This window comes from Paracoccaceae bacterium Fryx2, from assembly GCA_032334235.1.
Classification (GTDB): domain Bacteria; phylum Pseudomonadota; class Alphaproteobacteria; order Rhodobacterales; family Rhodobacteraceae; genus JAVSGI01.
Genome location: JAVSGI010000003.1, coordinates 1,110,139 through 1,125,925, shown reverse-complemented (window position 1 = coordinate 1,125,925; position 15,787 = coordinate 1,110,139). Strand labels below are relative to the sequence as shown.

Sequence of the window (15,787 nt, the reverse complement as noted above, 5' to 3'; positions counted from 1 at the left end):
CCCCCCTCGGGAACGGTCATACCGACATGGCGATCATTTCGGGGGCGCCCTGCAATGTCATTTTACAGCATGGATCTGAAAGCACACGAAATGGCATCGAGAAACACATGCCTGTCATATGTCCCTTCTAGGATCTGCCCAGTTTCTTCAGGAGCACGACCATGAAACAGATCCTACTTTCCACGGTGGCAATCATCGGCATGACATCCTTTGCTTCGGCGCAAGACCTGCCGCAGGCCAGCAGCGCCTGGTTCCAGGCCGGGCAGGCAACCGTTGCGGAACGCCTTGCCGTCCAGCCCAACACCGCCAAGGCCAAGAACGTGATCCTGTTCACCGCCGACGGCAACGGTGTGGGCACCAACTATGCGATCCGCCTGTTCTCGGGCCAGCAGGCCGGCGGTCTGGGCGACGACTACATCCAGCCGCAGGAAACCTTCCCGCACGTCGCGCTGGTCAAGACCTATTCCTCGAACGGCCAGACGCCCGACTCCGCCCCGACGGCCATGGCGATGAACTCCGGCGTCAAGGGCAAGAACGGAATGATCAACGTCCTTGACAGCGTGAACGTCGGCGACTGCGCCGCCGGTGCCACCGCCGGGACCACGACCTTCGCCGAAATCGTGTCGGACATGGGCAAGTCGGTCGGCGTGATCTCGACCGCTCGCATCACCCATGCCACCCCTGCGGCGGTCTATGCCCGCAGCGTCAGCCGCGACTGGGAAGACAACACCGGCGTGCCCGAAGGCTGCGACCAGAAAGACATTGCCAGCCAGCTTCTGGATCAGATGAAGGCCGGCGTGATCGACATCGCCATGGGCGGCGGGCGCGCGCACTTCCTGCCGACCGACATCACCGACGCAGAAGGCAAGACCGGCAAGCGCACCGACGGCCGCAACCTGGTGGACGAGGCGACCGCCGCAGGTGCGCAGGTCGTGTTCGGCCAGGACGACTTCGCCGCGCTGACCATGGGCAACAACGCCCCGGTTCTGGGCCTGTTCGAAGCCAGCCACATGAAATACGAGTTTGACCGCACCGGCGAGCCGTCGCTGGCCGAAATGGTTGAAGCCTCGATCAAGGGCCTGTCGACCAACGAGAACGGCTTCTACCTTGCCGTCGAAGCCGGTCGCGTCGATCATGCCAACCACGAGGGCAACCTGCACCGTGTGCTGGTGGACGGCAAGGCCTTCGCTGATGCGATTGCCAAGGCGATGGAACTGACCAACCCGGAAGACACGCTGATCCTCGTCACCGCCGACCATGAACATGCGATCACCTTCAACGGCTATTGCGGTCGCGGCTCGAACATCCTCGGCCTGTGCATGGAAGAAAATGAAGCCGGAATCGAGCATAACGGCAAGCCGAACCTGGCCGCCGACGGCAAGCCCTACACCGTCGCGGGCTTCCTGAACGGCGCGGGTTCGGTTCTGGTCGAACAGGCTGACAAGACCTTCTCGGGCTCGCGTCCCGACGTGACCGAAGAGCAGGCCATCGACCCCGACTACCTGCAACAGGCGCTGGTTCCGATGTCGTCGGAAACCCACACCGGCGAAGACGTGACCGTTTTCGCCCGCGGCCCCTGGGCGCACCTGTTCGGCGGCACCATCGAGCAGAACGTGATCTTCCACGTGATGAACCACGCCGTCACCGCAGAGTAATCTGCCGGCCCTGTGACGCAGGCCCCGGGGAAACCGGGGCCTGCTGGCACCACAGCCCAAGACGGGAGACCATGATGATTCGCCGCACCTTTCTTGCCGCCCTGCCCGCGGTGGTTCTGGCGCGCTCCGTTCCGGCCCTTGCCGCCGACGGGGCGCAGATGAAGCTGCGTGACCTTTACAACAAGGATCTCAGCTTTTCCGACTGGGCACTGTCGTCGCAGGGCGCCCGCGTCACCATCGAGGGGTTCATGGCGCCGCCTCTGAAGGCAGATTCAGTTTTCTTCGTGCTGACCAAGACGCCGATGGCTGTCTGCCCGTTCTGCGAACCCGGAATGCCGTGGCCCGATGACCTTCTGGCCGTCTATGCCAAGCGGGTGGTCGATGTCGTGCCCTTCAACGTGCCGATCGATGTCACCGGCGTGCTGGAACTCGGTGACGAAGTGGACCCCGAGCTTGGCTTTTACTCCAAGGTTCGTCTGGTCGATGCCACGTTCGCGCGGGCCTGACCGATGACCGCACCGGCCCTGCTGATCGAGAACCTCCGCGTGACCAGCCGCGAGGGGCGGCACCTTCTGCACATTGCGCATCTTGGGGTGCCCGGCGGGCAGAGCGTGGCGCTGCGCGGCGCGTCGGGGGCGGGGAAGTCGACCTTCCTGCATGTGATGTCCGGCCTTGTCCGCCCGGCCTCGGGGCGGGTGCTCTGGGGCGGGCAGGACATCTGCGCGCTGACCGAGGATGCCCGCGCCCGGATGCGCCGCGAGACCCTGGGCCTGATCTTTCAGGATTGTCATCTGTTCGAGGAGCTTTCGGCCTTTGGCAATGCCGCGCTGGCCAGCGCCTTCGCCGACCGCGCCGACCGCGCCGCGATGCGCGCGGGGGCGGACAAATGGCTGGCGGCGCTTGGGCTGGGTCAGGCCGGCGCGCGGGCGGCGGACAGCTTTTCGGGCGGCGAGCGGCAGCGCATCGCAGTGGCCCGCGCGCTTGCCGCAGACCCGCCGGTGATCCTGGCCGACGAGCCGACCGCGGCGCTGGACCGGGGCAATGCCGATGCGCTGGGTGCCGATCTGGTGCGGTTGGCAACCGAAGGCGGGCGCACCCTGATCACCGTGACACATGACGCGACCCTTGCCGCCCGGATGACGCGGCAGATCACGCTGGCGGACGGCGAGATCGTCGGTGACAGCCATGCATGACCTCTGGGCCGACCTGTCGCCCGCGGTGCAGGATGCGCTGCTGGCGCTGCTGCTGATCGCGCCCGGTTTCCTCGCGGGGGCGCTGGTGCTGCGGGCCCTGCGCCCGCTGCCGCTGGTCGGCGCGATGCTGCGCCGCTTTGTCGTGGTCAACGGGCTGTTCGTGGCGCTGATCACCGTGTCGGTCGGCCTTGGTGTCGGCCTTCTGGCGCAGGAGCGCGGCTTGCGGCAGGGCTCTGCACGGGCGGCGGAAAAGTTCGACCTGATCGTGGCCGCGCCGGGCAGCGAGGTGACGGTGATGCTGGCGGCCGTCTACCTGCAACCCAGCGACATGCCATTGGTCACCGGCCCGCAATATGCCGAGATTGCCGGGGCCGACGGCGTGGCCTTCGCCGCCCCGATCGCGTTTGGCGACAGCCACTTGGGCGCGCCTGTGGTCGGCACTACCACCGATTTCGTGACCCACCTCGCCGGGCCTCTGGCCGAAGGCCGCCTGTTCTCCACCGCCGGGGAAGCGGTTGCGGGGGCCTATGCCCCGGTCGCGGTGGGCGGCAGTTTCACCCCGGCGCACGGTCACGGCCCGGCGGCGGAAGGCGACGCCCACGCCGGGTCTGCCTACACCATCACCGGCCGCATGGCCCCAACCGGCAGCCCGTGGGATCGCGCGATTCTGGTGCCAGTCGAGGGCGTCTGGGCGGTGCATGGCCTTGCCAACGGCCACGCGCCGGATGACCCCCGCATCGGACCGCCCTTCGTGGCCGAACTGATGCCCGGCACCCCTGCCGTTCTGGTGCACGCGACCGAGATCTGGGGAAACTATGCCCTGAAATCGCGCTTCACCCGCGCCGACCTGATGGCGTTCTTCCCCGGCACGGTTCTGGCACAGTTGCATGGGCTGATGCGCGATGTCCGGGCGGCGATGTCGCTGATGGCGGTGCTGACGCAGGTGCTGGTCACGCTGTCCGTGCTGATCGGGCTGATGATCCTCGTGCGGCTGATCGCGCGCAGCCTCGCTCTGCTGCGGGCCATTGGTGCGCCGCTCCGCTTTGTCTTTGCGGTGGTCTGGGCCTATTCGGCGGCGCTGATCGTGACCGGGGCCGGGCTGGGGCTGGCCCTCGGCTGGGTTGCGGCCCGCGCCCTGTCGGCGGTGGTGACGGCCCGCACCGACGTGCTGGTGACCGCGCACCCCGGCTGGCCCGAGGTGCATCTGGTGGCAGGGTTCATCAGCCTGACACTGTTCATGGCACTAATGCCCGCGTGGCTGGCCGCGCGCCGCCCTCTGCTGACCGACCTTCGCACCTGAAAGAGGTTTTCCATGCGTGCCTGTCTGCTTGCCCTCGCCCTGTTTGCCGCCCCGGCCGCGGCCGAAACCCATGACCATGTCGCCGAAGCCGAAGGGCTGCGCGCGCTGCACGTCTGGACGCCCGCCACCCCCAGCGGCGCGGATGCGCTGTTCTACATGGAGGTCGAGAACACCACCGCCGCCGACGCCTTGCTGACCGGGGGCGAGGCGATGGGCCGGCCGCTGGAACTTGTGGGTTTCAGCTACAGCGCCGCAGGCGAGGCCTGGACTGTGCTGCCCGGCCTGCCGATCCCAGCCGGAGCCGCGGTCGATCTGGCCCCCAAAGTGCTGGCACTGCGCTGGACCACCGTTCCCGCCGATCTGGTCGCTGGAGCGGAACTGGAGATCGAAGTGGTGGTCGGCGGCCATCACCTGCACGCCGATGTCGAGATCGGCGCGGCCGATGCAACCGCCCACAGCCATGCGGGACACACGCACTGAACGGAATGCGCCGGACCGAGGCGACAGAACGCGTCAGCGGGCCGCGCTCTTCAGGGGGTTTTGGTCGCAGAACTCGGCGTCATGCCCGAGTTCTCCTGCGGCTATTCATATACCGAAGAACCGGGCCAAGGGGGCAAAGCCTGCCGTGACCTGGATCAATGGCTTGGGAGCCACAGAGATGGATTGCCGGAACAGGTTCGGGAATTTCCCGGGATCTCCGGAATGGCAAGTGGAGGTCAGCCCCTCGCCAGAATGCGCTGCCCGGACACGGCGTCGAACAGGTGCAGCGCATCCGGATCGACCGTCAGCTGCAGCGCGTCCGGCAAGGAAGTATCGGCAGGCTGAACGCAGGTCACGTTCTGCCCGGCGACCGTGCCGTGCACGAGGCGGGTGGCGCCAAGCTCCTCGACGAACGTGATCTTCAGGTCAAGGCTGCCCGGGGTGCCGGGCGGGGCCCGCCGCAGATCCTCGGCCCGGATTCCCAGCGTGACCTTGCCGGTGCCCGGAAGCGGTGCGGGCAACAAGAGGTCACCCAGCACGATACTGTCACCGTCGTGGCGGGCCTCAAGCAGGTTCATCGCGGGCGAGCCGATGAAGGCCGCGACAAGGACCGTCGCCGGGCGGCGATAGACCTCAAGCGGCGTGCCGATCTGCTCCACCCGGCCTGCGTTGAGCACCACCAGCCGGTCGGCCAGCGTCATCGCCTCCATCTGGTCGTGCGTGACATAGAGCGAGGTGGTGCCGAGGCGGCGCTGCAGCAGCCGGATCTCGGCCCGCATGCTGCCGCGCAGCTTGGCGTCAAGGTTCGACAGGGGCTCGTCGAACAGGAACGCCTTCGGCTCGCGCACGATGGCGCGGCCCATCGCCACGCGCTGGCGTTGCCCGCCCGACAGGGCGCGCGGCTTGCGGTCAAGGTAGGGGCCGATTTCCAGAATGGCCGCCGCCTCGGCCACCCGGCGCTCGATCTCGGGGCGGGGGGTGCGGCGGTTCTTCAGGCCATAGGCGAGGTTCTCGCGCACCGTCATGTGCGGGTAGAGCGCGTAGTTCTGGAACACCATCGCGATGTCGCGGTCGGCCGGTTCCAGATCGTTCACCACGCGGTCCCCGATACGGATCGTGCCCTGGGTAACCGTCTCCAGCCCGGCCACCATGCGCAGCAGCGTGGACTTGCCGCAGCCGGACGGCCCGACCAGCACCAGCAACTCACCATCCCGGATGTCGATGCTGACACCCTGCACGGCGCTGGCACCGCCCGGATAGGTCTTGCCCGGTGGTGTCGCGGGAGTGGTGGAAATTTGAAGGCGGCGTAATCTCCGGGTGAACTGAAACCCACCCAGCCGGCGGCGCCAACCGCCAGGGAGATCACGCCATGAACGACATTACCGACAGCTCGGCCTTTTCGCTACTGCCCGACACGACCGGGTATGACCCGATCGAGGAGCGCCTGAGGGCGAGCGTCCGCGCGACCATCGAGACCATGTTTGAAGAGGAACTGGCCGAGTTTCTCGGCCGCATGCGCTACGGTCGCGGCGACGAGAAGGCGAAGGGCTATCGCCACGGGCACCGCGAGCGGCAGCTGACCGGCACCTTCGGCACCGAAACGGTGCGCGTGCCCCGCGCCCGGGTCGAGGACGAGGACGGCAAGGCTAAGGAATGGCGCTCGAAGGCGCTGCCGCGCTACCAGCGGCTGACGAAGAAGGCCGAGGCGCTGATCGCGGCGGTCTATCTTGCCGGGACCAACACCCGGCGCGTCAAGCGGGCGCTGTTCGGGCTGTTCGAGGGCGCCGTCAGCAAGGATGTGGTCAGCCGGGCCTGGCGCAAGGTGAAGGTGGATTGGGATGCCTGGTCGGCCCGCAGCCTGGCCGACGAGGACATCGTCCGGCTGATCCTCGACGGCACCGTGATCCGGACCCGGCTGGACCGCAAGGCCACCAACATCTCGGTGCTGGCGGCGATCGGCATCCGCCGCGACGGGCAGAAGGTATTGTTATCCATCAAGAACATGGGCGGAGAGAGCACATCTGCCTGGCGCCAGTTCCTCGACGACCTTGATGCCCGCGGTCTGAAGCGGCCCGAATTCGTCATCGTCGATGGCGCTCCCGGGCTTGAAGCCGCTCTGGTCGCGCTCTGGGGCGAGGCTCTGCCGATCCGGCGCTGCACGGTCCACAAGCACCGAAACCTGCTGGCGCACGCGCCCAGGCACCTGCACGACGAGCTGACCGAGGACTACCGCGACATGATCTGCGCCGACACCGCCGCCGGGATCGAGACCCGCCGCAAGGCATTCCTGCGCAAGTGGCAGCTCAAGTGCAAGGCCGTTGCCGACAGCCTTGAAGAAGCAGGGGACCGGCTCTTCAGCTTCACCCGCCTCGATCCCTCGCAATGGAAGTCGGCCCGGACCACCAACGCCATCGAACGGCTGAACGAGGAGTTCCGCCGCCGGATCAAGACCCAGACCGTGCTGCCCTGCGCCGAGACCGTGCCGATGCTGCTCTGGGCGCTGCTGGCATCCGGTCAGATCCAGATGCGCAAGGTCGACGGCTGGGAGACGCTTTCCCAGCCCCTCGACCCGATACCTCTTGACGCAGCCGCCTGAGAAACCGAACCTTCACATGCCCGGACCACACCGCCAGGGAATTTCCACAGCATTCGCGACACGACCTCTTGCCCACGTTCTCAAGACTGATGGCGGCCATTCACTTCTCCGTCTCGGTCAGGCCCTTGACGAAGAGCCGCTGCATGAAGATGACGACCAGCACCGGGGGCAGCATCGCCAGCACCACGGCGGTCATCACGAAATTCCATTGCGGCACCGCGTCGGCCACTTCGGCCATGCGCTTGATGCCCGCAACCACTGTATAGAACCGCGCATCGGTGGTGATCAGCAGCGGCCAGAGATACTGGTTCCAGCCGTAGATGAACAGGATCACGAACAGCGCCGCGATGTTGGTGCGGCTGAGCGGGATCAGGATGTGGCGGAAGAACTTCATCGGCCCGGCGCCGTCGATCCGCGCGGCCTCCATCAGCTCGTCAGGGATGGTCAGGAACACCTGGCGGAACAGGAAGGTCGCGGTGGCCGAGGCGATCAGCGGGATTGAACCGCCCCGGGTTTACCGGAGGGCAAAACTCTCGGAGAATTGCCCGTTATGGAACAGACCTCAAAGAAGAAGACCTCGAAGCCGTATTCACCTGAGTTCCGCGAGCGTGCGGTGCGGCTGGCGATGGAACACCGCGATGATTATCAGAGCGAGGCTGCGGCGCTGACGGCGATTGCAGGTAAATTGGGCTGTTCGACGGACAGCCTTCGCGTCTGGATGCGACAGGTCCAGCGCGATGGTGGCGAACGGCCGGGACCTACCAGCGCTGAGATCGCGCGGATCAAAGAGCTTGAGCGCGAGAACCGGGAACTGCGGCAAGCGAACGAGATTCTGCGCAAAGCTTCAGCGTATTTTGCCCAGGCGGAGCTCGACCGCCCGTTTCGCAAATGACTGCTTTCATTGAGGAAAGCCGAGAGGCATTCGGGGTCGAGCCGATCTGCAGGGCACTGCAGTTTGCCCCTTCCACCTTTTATGACCGGCGGGCGATCATGCGTGATCCTGACCGGGCCTCGGCCCGGGCCAAATCGGATGCCGCCCTGAGCCTCAAGATCGACGCGGCCTGGGATGCCAACCGCAAGCTCTATGGCGCGCGGAAGATCTGGCATGTTTTGCGACGGCAGGGTGAAGACGCCGCCCGCTGCACCGTGGAACGATTGATGCGCCATCTGGGCATCAGGGGCGTGGTCCGTGGCAAGAAGGTCATCACGACCAATCCTGACACGTCTCTGCCTTGCCCGGACGACAAGGTGAACCGGCTGTTCATGGCGGATCGGCCGAACAAGCTGTGGGTTTCAGATTTCACCTATGTGCCCACATGGTCCGGCACCGTCTACGTGGCCTTCGTCATCGACGTCTTTGCACGTCGTATTGTCGGTTGGCGCGTCTCGACATCGATGAAGACCCAGTTTGTGCTCGACGCGCTGGAGCAAGCGATCTGGCAAAGAAAGACGCCGGATAACAAGAGCTTGGTCCACCATTCGGACCGCGGATCACAATACCTGTCGATCAAATACACCGAACGCCTGGCCAAGGCCGAGATCGACCTTTCCGTTGGAACAGTTGGCGATGCCTATGACAACGCCTTGGCTGAATGCGTCATCGGCCTGTTCAAGACAGAGGTCATCAACCAGATCGGCCCCTGGAAATCAATGCGCGAGGTCGAATGGGAAACGCTGAAATGGATCGATTGGTATAACAACCGCCGCCTGCTTGGCCCAATCGGATACATCCCACCCGCAGAAGCAGAGGAGGCGTTCTATGCAAACCTGAACTCACTCGATATGGTCGCGTAGTCATTGAACAAACCACCCTCCGGTAAACCCGGGGCGGTTCAGGATCGAAAGGCCCGCATAGCTGTTGAGCATCCCCAGATCGGCCACCACCTTGAAGGTCGGAATGATCCGCACCTCGACCGGCAGCATGAGCGTGACGAAGATCACCCAGAAGGCCAGCATCCGGAACGGAAAGCGGAAGTAGACGATGGCGAAGGCCGAGAGGATCGAGATCGCGATCTTGCCCGCCGCGATGGTCAGCGCCATCACCAGGCTGTTCCACATCATGCCCGCCAGCGGCGGCGCACCCGACGAGGAAATGCCGGTGCCAAGCATCATGGCATAGTTGTTGGCCAACTCGCGCCCCGGCAGCAGCGGGATCACCCCCGACCCGAAGGCGTTCGAGGCATGGGTCGAGGCGATCAGCGCCAGATAGACCGGAAAGGCCACCACCAGCACGCCGCAGATCAGCACGGCATGGGCGAGCAGGTTCAGGAAGGGGCGATGCTCGACCATCAGTACTGCACCCGGCGTTCGATGAAGCGGAACTGGATCACGGTCAGCACGATGACGATGGCCATCAGGATCACCGACTGCGCGGCCGATGAGCCGAGGTTCAGGCCGAGAAACCCGTCCTTGTAGACCTTGTAGACCAGGATGTTGGTGGCCTGCGCCGGGCCGCCTTCGGTGGTGGCGTCGATCACGCCGAAGGTGTCGAACATCGTGTAGACCACGTTGACCACCAGCAGGAAGAAGGTGGTCGGAGCCAGCAATGGAAAGGTAATGCTCCAGAACCGCCGGGCCGGGCCCGCGCCGTCGATCGCCGCCGCCTCGCGCAGGCTTTGCGGGATGGATTGCAGGCCGGCCACGAAGAACAGAAAGTTGTAGCTGATCTGCTTCCAGCTTGCGGCGACGATCACCAGCACCATGGCATCGCCCGATTGCAGCGCGTGGTTCCAGTCATAGCCCACGAAATCCAGCGCCCATGGCAGGATGCCGATCGTCGGGTTGAACAGGAACCACCACAGGATGCCCGCGATCGCCGGGGCCACCGCATAGGGCCAGACCAGCAGCGTGGTGTAGGCATTGGCCGATTTCAGCATCCGGTCCACCGCCAGCGCCAGCAGCAGCGCGGTGCCCATCGACAGCGCCGCCACCGAAACGGAAAACACCGCCGTGACATGCAGGGCGTTCACATAGTCGCCATCGCGGAACAGCGCGGCGTAATTCTCGATCCCGACAAAGCTGGTCTTCAGCCCGAAAGCACCCTCGCGCAGGAAGCTTTGCCACATCGCCTGACCGGCAGGCCACAGAAAGAATACCGCCGTGATCAGCAGCTGGGGGGCAAGCAGCAGCCAGGGCAGCAGTTGATCGCCGAAAACGGTGCGTTTCATGTCGGGGTCTTCACGTTCGGGGTGGGGAAATGCAAAGGAAAGCCCGCGCGGGACACGCGGGCTTTCCGGCCTTCGCGGAAGGGCTTACTTGTTGGCCGTTTCGAATTCGCGGATCAGCACGTTGCCGCGCTGCACCACGGCGTCGAGCGCGGTCCCGGCGTCCTTGCCACCCGACAGCAGCGCCTGGAACTCCTCGTCGATGATGTCGCGGATCTGGACGTAGGAGCCGAAGCGCAGGCCCTTCGAATTCGGCGTCGGCGCATTCAGCGTGATCTGCTTGATGGACACGTCGGTACCGGGGTTGGCGTCATAGAAGCCCTGCGATTTCGACAGATCCCAGGCCGCCTGGGTGATCGGCAGATAGCCCGAGAACTGGTGCCAGTCGGCCTGCACTTCCGGCGAGGAGAGGTAGGAGAAGAAGTCGGCCGCGCCCTTGTAGGTCGCCTCGTCCTTGCCCTGCAGCACCCAGAGGGTTGCCCCGCCGATGATCGAGTTCTGCGGCGCGCCCTCGATCTCGTCGTAATAGGGCAGCATGCCGTAGCCGACCTCGAAATCCTTCGCATTGGCAACCACGCCCGCGCGGCTGGCCGAGGAGTTCATGTAGATCGCGCATTCCTGCGCGTAGAACTTCGGCGGGGCATCGGAGCCGCCGCCGGGCCCGCCATACTGGAACACGCCCGCGTCCTGCCATTTCTTCAGGTTTTCCCAGTGATTGACCTGCGCCGGGCCGTTGAATGTCAGTTCCGTGCCCAGCCCGCCGAAGCCGTTTTCCAGCGTGCCGATCGGCTGGTTGTGCCAGGCCGACAGGTTTTCAAGCTGCACCCAGCTGATCCAGCCGGTGGTGAAACCGCACTTCGCCGCGCCCGACTCCATGATCCTGGCGGAGAACGCCTCGACCTCGGCCCAGGTTTTCGGCGGGGTCTCGCGGTCCAGGCCGGCCTTCTCGAACACGTCCTTGTTGTAATACAGGATCGGGGTCGAAGAGTTGAAGGGCATCGACAGCAGGTTGCCCTCGGTGTCGGTGTAATAGCCCACGACGGCGGGCAGGAAGGCCGCAGGATCGAAAGCCTCGCCCATGTCGGCCATCAGCTGGTACACCGGATAGATCGCGCCCTTGGCGGCCATCATCGTGCCGGTGCCCACTTCGAAGACCTGCACGATGGCCGGCTGTTCCCTGGCGCGGAAGGCCGCAATCGCAGCGGTCACCGTTTCGGCATAGGTGCCCTTGAACGAGGCCACGACCTTGTAGTCGGACTGGCCGGCGTTGTACGCGGCAACCATCTCGTCAAGCTTGGCGCCAAGTTCGCCACCCATGGCATGCCACCACTGGACTTCGGTCTGGGCCTGGGCTGCGGTGAGCGACGTGGCAAGGGCCAGCATTGATAGCGAAAGCGTTCGGAACATGGTTTTCCCCGGTTGATCAAGTACAGGGGTGCGCTAACAAGCCGGGATGACGATAGCGTATCTGCCGGCCTTCAGTTTTGTGACAGGGCTGCTGCCGGCTTGCTGGACAATTTCGGGCAGACTAGAGATGATTGTTCCCACGGTTTGATGGTGTGATCCTTTCGAAGGAATGGAAGGAAGCACCATGGGACAGGTTCGTCACGGGAGCGCCACGACCACGTACGCCGTCAGAGCAGCAGTACAGCGATCGCAAGCTCCGCTCGCGCAGTTGAGCAAGGAACTGGGCATCAACCCCAGGACGGTGGCGAAGTGGCGGAAGCGGGCGACGGTCGAGGATATGAAGACCGGGTCGGCGGAACCGCGTGAGGAAGCCGCAATCGTCGCCTTCCGGCGTCACACGCTCCTGCCATCGACACGCTGATAGACAACCTCGGTCGCCACCCGGCCCGCAGGATGACAGCCGCCAGCCTCGCAGTCGCGCTGTCGCGCAGGATCAATGGCGGTTGCGCCCGGCCCCTGCGTAAGCGAGGATCGTGCCAACCGGATCGGAGACCCCATGGACCGCAACAGCCTTGAACTGAGATCGACCGTCACGGCGGATGGCACGCTGCGGCTGCATCTGGAGCCCGTCACCCTGGCCGAGCCCGGCCCGGCGCAGCTGCTGGTGCGGGTCGAGGCGGCCCCTATCAACCCGTCGGATCTGGGCTTGATGTTCGGGCCGGCCGACATGGCGACGCTGGCGATGGACGGCCAGGCGCTGACCGCGCGCATCCCGGAGCGTGCCATGCCCGCGATGCGGGCGCGGCTCGGCCAGTCCCTTGCCGCGGGCAACGAGGGGGCCGGCACCGTTATCGCGGCGGGGTCCGATCAGCAGCATCTCGTCGGCAGGCGGGTGGCGATGCTTGGCGGCGCCATGTATGCCCGCCTGCGCCTGATCGCGGCAAGGGATTGCCTGGTGCTGCCCGAAGGCGCATCGGCCGAAGCGGGTGCCGCGCTGTTCGTCAACCCGCTGACCGCGCTCGGCTTTACCGAAACCATGCGGGCCGAGGGGCATACGGCAATCGTCCATGCCCCCGCCGCCTCGAACCTCGGGCAGATGCTGGTGCGGATCTGCAAGGCCGACGGCATCGGCCTGGTGAACATCGTCCGCAGCCCCGGGCAGGTCGCGCTGCTGCGGGGTCTGGGGGCAGAGCATGTCATCGACAGCAGCGCCGAGAGCTTCCGCGCAGACCTGACCGAGGCGATTGCCGCGACCGGGGCCACGATTTCGTTCGACGCCATCGGAGGCGGCGAGATGACCAGCATCATACTGAACGCAATGGAGGCGGTCGCGGCGCGCGGCATGACCGGCTATGACCGCTATGGCTCGGCGGTGCGCAAGCAGGGCTACATCTACGGCGCGCTGGATACCGGCCCCACGACCCTGCACCGCGGCTTCGGCTTCAGCTGGAGCATCGGGGGCTGGCTGCTGTTCCAGGCCCTGCAACGCCTCGACCCGGCCACGGTTGCCGCGATGCGCCAGCGGGTGGTGGACGAGATGGCGACGACCTTCGCCAGCCACTACACCGCCCGGATCACGCTCGAAGAGGCGCTGCAGCCGGAAACCGTGGCCGCCTATGTCCGCAAGTCTACCGGAGCGAAATACCTGCTGACGCCGTGAGGGCCGTGCGTCCGGTCGGGATTACAAAGCCCGCCGGACAATCGGCGGTCAGCAGCCCCGGCGCGCCGCGCCTTCAAGGATCAACGTGACATCGAGCCCACAGGCGCGGTCCGACATCCGGTCCGAACAGGCCACCGGCACCACCTCGATATCACGGGTTTGCGGCGGGATAGTCCCGATGATCGCCGCACTGGCGTCGGGCGCCAGACGGATGTCCGGAACGTCCCTGGCGGCAACACCGGTGACATCGAACAGTGTGGGCAGGATGTATTCGGGGGTCGCACTGGCTGGCGAGGCCGCGCCAAACAGGAGGACGAGCAGCGGGCCCCTTGCAGAATGGCGCAGGAAGCACTTCACGTTGTCCGATCCCGGGAAAGCCACGGCTGCCTGTGACGCCTTCCGGAGGCCAGTACGCCGTGTCGTTTCCATGGCTTCACCACAGTGCAGCGTTACAGCGTGTTGCCACTGTTCCGATCCAGGCTTCCCGAGTTTAGAGGAGTGTGATTCCGCGATTCTGCTGCGGGCCCAAGGCAACGACCTGATCTTCTTGCCGCCATACTCGCCGGAATTGAAGCCCATCGAAAGGGTGTTCTCAAAGCTCAAGACCCTGATCCGAAAAGCCGCCGCCAGAACCTGCCAGGCCCTCTGGCAACAGGTCGGCGCAGTCCGCGACGAGTCAGCCGCAGGAATGCCGGAACTACTTTGTATCCGCAGGATATGGTGCCAATTGGAGGCGACACGCCCTGGCGCGCGACCATAAAGCCATCCAGAAGCCGCGCAGGGCAAAACAGCTTGTCCTGGCGGCATTCCCGGACACTCTCCCCCGCGCCCGCCCCGGTTTCTTTCGGCGGCCCGTTGCGCCCCGCGGGATACCACGTCCTTGTATGCCAGTTCGGGCTGCACGACTTCCCGGGTGTCGCGCCGGATCCGGGGGCGGTGCGTCTCGTCGCTGTCCGCCTTGCGCCAGCTCAGGATGGCGGCAATCTCGCCGCTGCTGAAGGTCGCGCCGTCGGGCGCCCGGCGGGCACGCGATCATCGGAATCGCCCCCCGGATTTCGGGGCGGTGTTGATGATCGACCTTCATCGCGCGAGGCATCTTCGCCAACGGCCGTGGCGTTTGCGATTTCGGGAAGTCGACGAGCAGGCCTCCGATGGCCAGGCCCTTGACCAGATCGCCGCCAAGGTGCGGGATACGCCTCTTGGCCACATGAAGTACGCAACACGGCAATTCGTCCGGAGTCAGGCTTCGATCAGACGGTCCGGCGCAAGGAGCGCAGGGTGAACCAGGACAGAATGGCGATGCCCAGCACGCAGAGGGCAATCACCGTCCCGTTGACCGGCTGCAGGTTGGAGACGATCACCCCGACCAGCGCCCAGATGACGGCGACGCCATAGGCGGGCGTGTCGCGGCGCAGGAGGCTGACGGCGAGGGCCACGGCGAGCGCCAGCGCGAGGGCCAGCAGCGCAGCCGTCTGGCTGGACATCAGGCCATGCCCCGCGACCACCAGCCCGAGCGAAACGCAGGAGGCAGCGGTAAGCCATCCGGCGTAAAGCGCGACCGGTGCGCGTTGCCAGCCATGGTCCCCGCGACCCGCCCGCATCAGGGCGATCAGCGCGCCGAGCAGCATCGCCCAGATCATCACCGTCGCCGCAATCGGCGAGACGTTGGCCACCGGGATCCAGAAGGCGCCGACCGCAAGGCTGGCGATCAGCGGCGGGCGCATCCTTTGCCAGTCCGCATCGTCCGCCCGTTTCCAGAGGCCGTAGCCCGCGCCGAGGATCAGCCAGAGATAGATCACGCCCCAGATCGAGAAGGCGTAGCCGGCCGGTTGCACCGCCGGGTCGACCTGCGGGACCGGGAACTGCCCGGACGTGAAGCCGTTGAAGCCGCTGGTGGTCAGGGGGGAAAGGGCGAAGGCGATCGTGGCGAGCAGGGTCAACAGTGCCAGATGGCGGGTCATAGGGGCGGTCTCCTGATCGTGGCTGCTGGGCACAGGCTACCCGGACCGGCCGGGAATGACCATGGCACCCGGTCAGCCTGGGCTTGTCGACCAAGAGACGAAAAGCCCGGCAAGCCCGCTCTCACGTTCCCGGCACCCGGCACAGCTGTCGAAAGGCGGGCTGCCCCCCGACGGAACCCTCCAGATTTGGCTTGACGAAACGCTGCAGGGCCTTCAAGCAATGCTGGGTCGGGCGTCTTTCAAGGGGTGGCCGTCGCAGGGGGTGCCCGGAAAGCTGCGCATTCCGGCCACGAAGCCTGCGTCCAGCGTGGTGGCCGCTGGACCAACGCGGGCCTTGAAAGCCGCGTCATGGTTCCTGCGTTTCGACACGT

The 15,787-nt window shown here is 65.6% G+C and carries 15 protein-coding genes, 3 pseudogenes and 1 other annotated feature; of the genes and pseudogenes, 10 read left to right on the top strand and 8 right to left on the bottom strand.

Annotation, left to right across the window (positions count from 1 at the left end; all coding sequences use genetic code 11):
- Positions 1 to 161: 161 nt before the first annotated feature.
- The 5 genes from RNZ50_06530 to RNZ50_06510 all read left to right on the top strand — a co-directional run bounded on the left by RNZ50_06530 (position 162) and on the right by RNZ50_06510 (position 4,628).
- The gene (locus tag RNZ50_06530) at positions 162 to 1,655 is read left to right on the top strand and encodes an alkaline phosphatase (protein MDT8854691.1); all 1,494 of its coding nucleotides are present in this window, start codon (positions 162 to 164) and stop codon (positions 1,653 to 1,655) included.
- Between the two features lie 74 nt (positions 1,656 to 1,729).
- Positions 1,730 to 2,161 (top strand): hypothetical protein, encoded by a 432-nt coding sequence (locus RNZ50_06525; GenBank protein ID MDT8854690.1) that lies wholly within the window; start codon positions 1,730 to 1,732, stop codon positions 2,159 to 2,161.
- A 3-nt stretch (positions 2,162 to 2,164) separates the two neighbouring features.
- Positions 2,165 to 2,848, top strand: a complete 684-nt coding sequence (locus RNZ50_06520) for an ATP-binding cassette domain-containing protein (GenBank protein ID MDT8854689.1) — start codon at positions 2,165 to 2,167, stop codon at positions 2,846 to 2,848.
- Entirely contained in the window at positions 2,841 to 4,148 is a 1,308-nt protein-coding gene (locus RNZ50_06515) for an ABC transporter permease (protein ID MDT8854688.1), read from the top strand. Before RNZ50_06520 ends, RNZ50_06515 begins: the two co-directional genes overlap by 8 nt.
- A 12-nt stretch (positions 4,149 to 4,160) precedes the next feature.
- Positions 4,161 to 4,628 carry a hypothetical protein gene (locus tag RNZ50_06510; GenBank protein MDT8854687.1) on the top strand — a complete coding sequence of 156 codons (468 nt, stop codon included), beginning with the start codon at positions 4,161 to 4,163 and terminating at the stop codon, positions 4,626 to 4,628.
- A 236-nt stretch (positions 4,629 to 4,864) separates the two neighbouring features.
- Here RNZ50_06510 and ugpC read toward each other — a convergent pair whose 3' ends face one another.
- Positions 4,865 to 5,923, bottom strand: a complete 1,059-nt coding sequence (ugpC, locus tag RNZ50_06505; GenBank protein MDT8854686.1) for a sn-glycerol-3-phosphate ABC transporter ATP-binding protein UgpC — start codon at positions 5,921 to 5,923, stop codon at positions 4,865 to 4,867.
- A gap of 74 nt (positions 5,924 to 5,997) precedes the next feature.
- On the opposite strand from ugpC, the gene RNZ50_06500 reads away from it, so the two are divergent.
- Positions 5,998 to 7,224, top strand: a complete 1,227-nt coding sequence (locus RNZ50_06500; GenBank protein MDT8854685.1) for an IS256 family transposase — start codon at positions 5,998 to 6,000, stop codon at positions 7,222 to 7,224.
- A gap of 100 nt (positions 7,225 to 7,324) precedes the next feature.
- Here RNZ50_06500 and RNZ50_06495 read toward each other — a convergent pair.
- Positions 7,325 to 7,726 (bottom strand): annotated as a pseudogene (locus tag RNZ50_06495) (ABC transporter permease subunit).
- 48 nt (positions 7,727 to 7,774) lie between these two features.
- Here RNZ50_06495 and RNZ50_06490 point away from each other — a divergent pair.
- Positions 7,775 to 9,018 (top strand): IS3 family transposase gene (locus RNZ50_06490; protein ID MDT8854684.1). Its coding sequence is split into 2 segments (ribosomal slippage): positions 7,775 to 8,078 and positions 8,078 to 9,018, totalling 1,245 coding nucleotides; the frame shifts between segments, so codons are not numbered across the junction.
- Positions 8,071 to 8,187 (top strand) — a sequence feature (AL1L pseudoknot). (Overlaps the previous gene by 117 nt.)
- Here the strand turns inward: RNZ50_06490 and RNZ50_06485 are convergent.
- The 3 genes from RNZ50_06485 to ugpB all read right to left on the bottom strand — a co-directional run bounded on the left by RNZ50_06485 (position 9,019) and on the right by ugpB (position 11,795).
- Entirely contained in the window at positions 9,019 to 9,513 is a 495-nt protein-coding gene (locus tag RNZ50_06485) for a hypothetical protein (GenBank protein ID MDT8854683.1), read from the bottom strand.
- Positions 9,513 to 10,391: a sn-glycerol-3-phosphate ABC transporter permease UgpA gene (gene ugpA, locus RNZ50_06480; GenBank protein ID MDT8854682.1), complete on the bottom strand. Its 879-nt coding sequence runs from the start codon at positions 10,389 to 10,391 to the stop codon at positions 9,513 to 9,515. Before ugpA ends, RNZ50_06485 begins: the two co-directional genes overlap by 1 nt.
- Positions 10,392 to 10,475: 84 nt before the next feature.
- Positions 10,476 to 11,795 (bottom strand): sn-glycerol-3-phosphate ABC transporter substrate-binding protein UgpB, encoded by a 1,320-nt coding sequence (gene ugpB / locus RNZ50_06475; GenBank protein MDT8854681.1) that lies wholly within the window; start codon positions 11,793 to 11,795, stop codon positions 10,476 to 10,478.
- Positions 11,796 to 11,979: 184 nt separating this feature from the next.
- Between ugpB and RNZ50_06470 the strand changes: the two are divergent.
- Both RNZ50_06470 and RNZ50_06465 read left to right on the top strand, forming a co-directional pair.
- Positions 11,980 to 12,204, top strand: a pseudogene (locus RNZ50_06470) (helix-turn-helix domain-containing protein).
- A gap of 147 nt (positions 12,205 to 12,351) precedes the next feature.
- Positions 12,352 to 13,455: a zinc-binding dehydrogenase gene (locus RNZ50_06465; GenBank protein MDT8854680.1), complete on the top strand. Its 1,104-nt coding sequence runs from the start codon at positions 12,352 to 12,354 to the stop codon at positions 13,453 to 13,455.
- A gap of 48 nt (positions 13,456 to 13,503) precedes the next feature.
- On the opposite strand, the gene RNZ50_06460 is transcribed toward RNZ50_06465, so the two are convergent.
- Positions 13,504 to 13,812 carry a hypothetical protein gene (locus tag RNZ50_06460; protein ID MDT8854679.1) on the bottom strand — a complete coding sequence of 103 codons (309 nt, stop codon included), beginning with the start codon at positions 13,810 to 13,812 and terminating at the stop codon, positions 13,504 to 13,506.
- Between the two features lie 181 nt (positions 13,813 to 13,993).
- Between RNZ50_06460 and RNZ50_06455 the strand changes: the two are divergent.
- Positions 13,994 to 14,089 (top strand): annotated as a pseudogene (locus RNZ50_06455) (transposase).
- A 616-nt stretch (positions 14,090 to 14,705) separates the two neighbouring features.
- Here the strand turns inward: RNZ50_06455 and RNZ50_06450 are convergent.
- Both RNZ50_06450 and RNZ50_06445 read right to left on the bottom strand, forming a co-directional pair.
- Entirely contained in the window at positions 14,706 to 15,416 is a 711-nt protein-coding gene (locus RNZ50_06450; protein ID MDT8854678.1) for a tryptophan-rich sensory protein, read from the bottom strand.
- Positions 15,417 to 15,629: 213 nt separating this feature from the next.
- The gene (locus RNZ50_06445) at positions 15,630 to 15,785 is read right to left on the bottom strand and encodes a hypothetical protein (GenBank protein MDT8854677.1); all 156 of its coding nucleotides are present in this window, start codon (positions 15,783 to 15,785) and stop codon (positions 15,630 to 15,632) included.
- Positions 15,786 to 15,787: the final 2 nt, after the last annotated feature.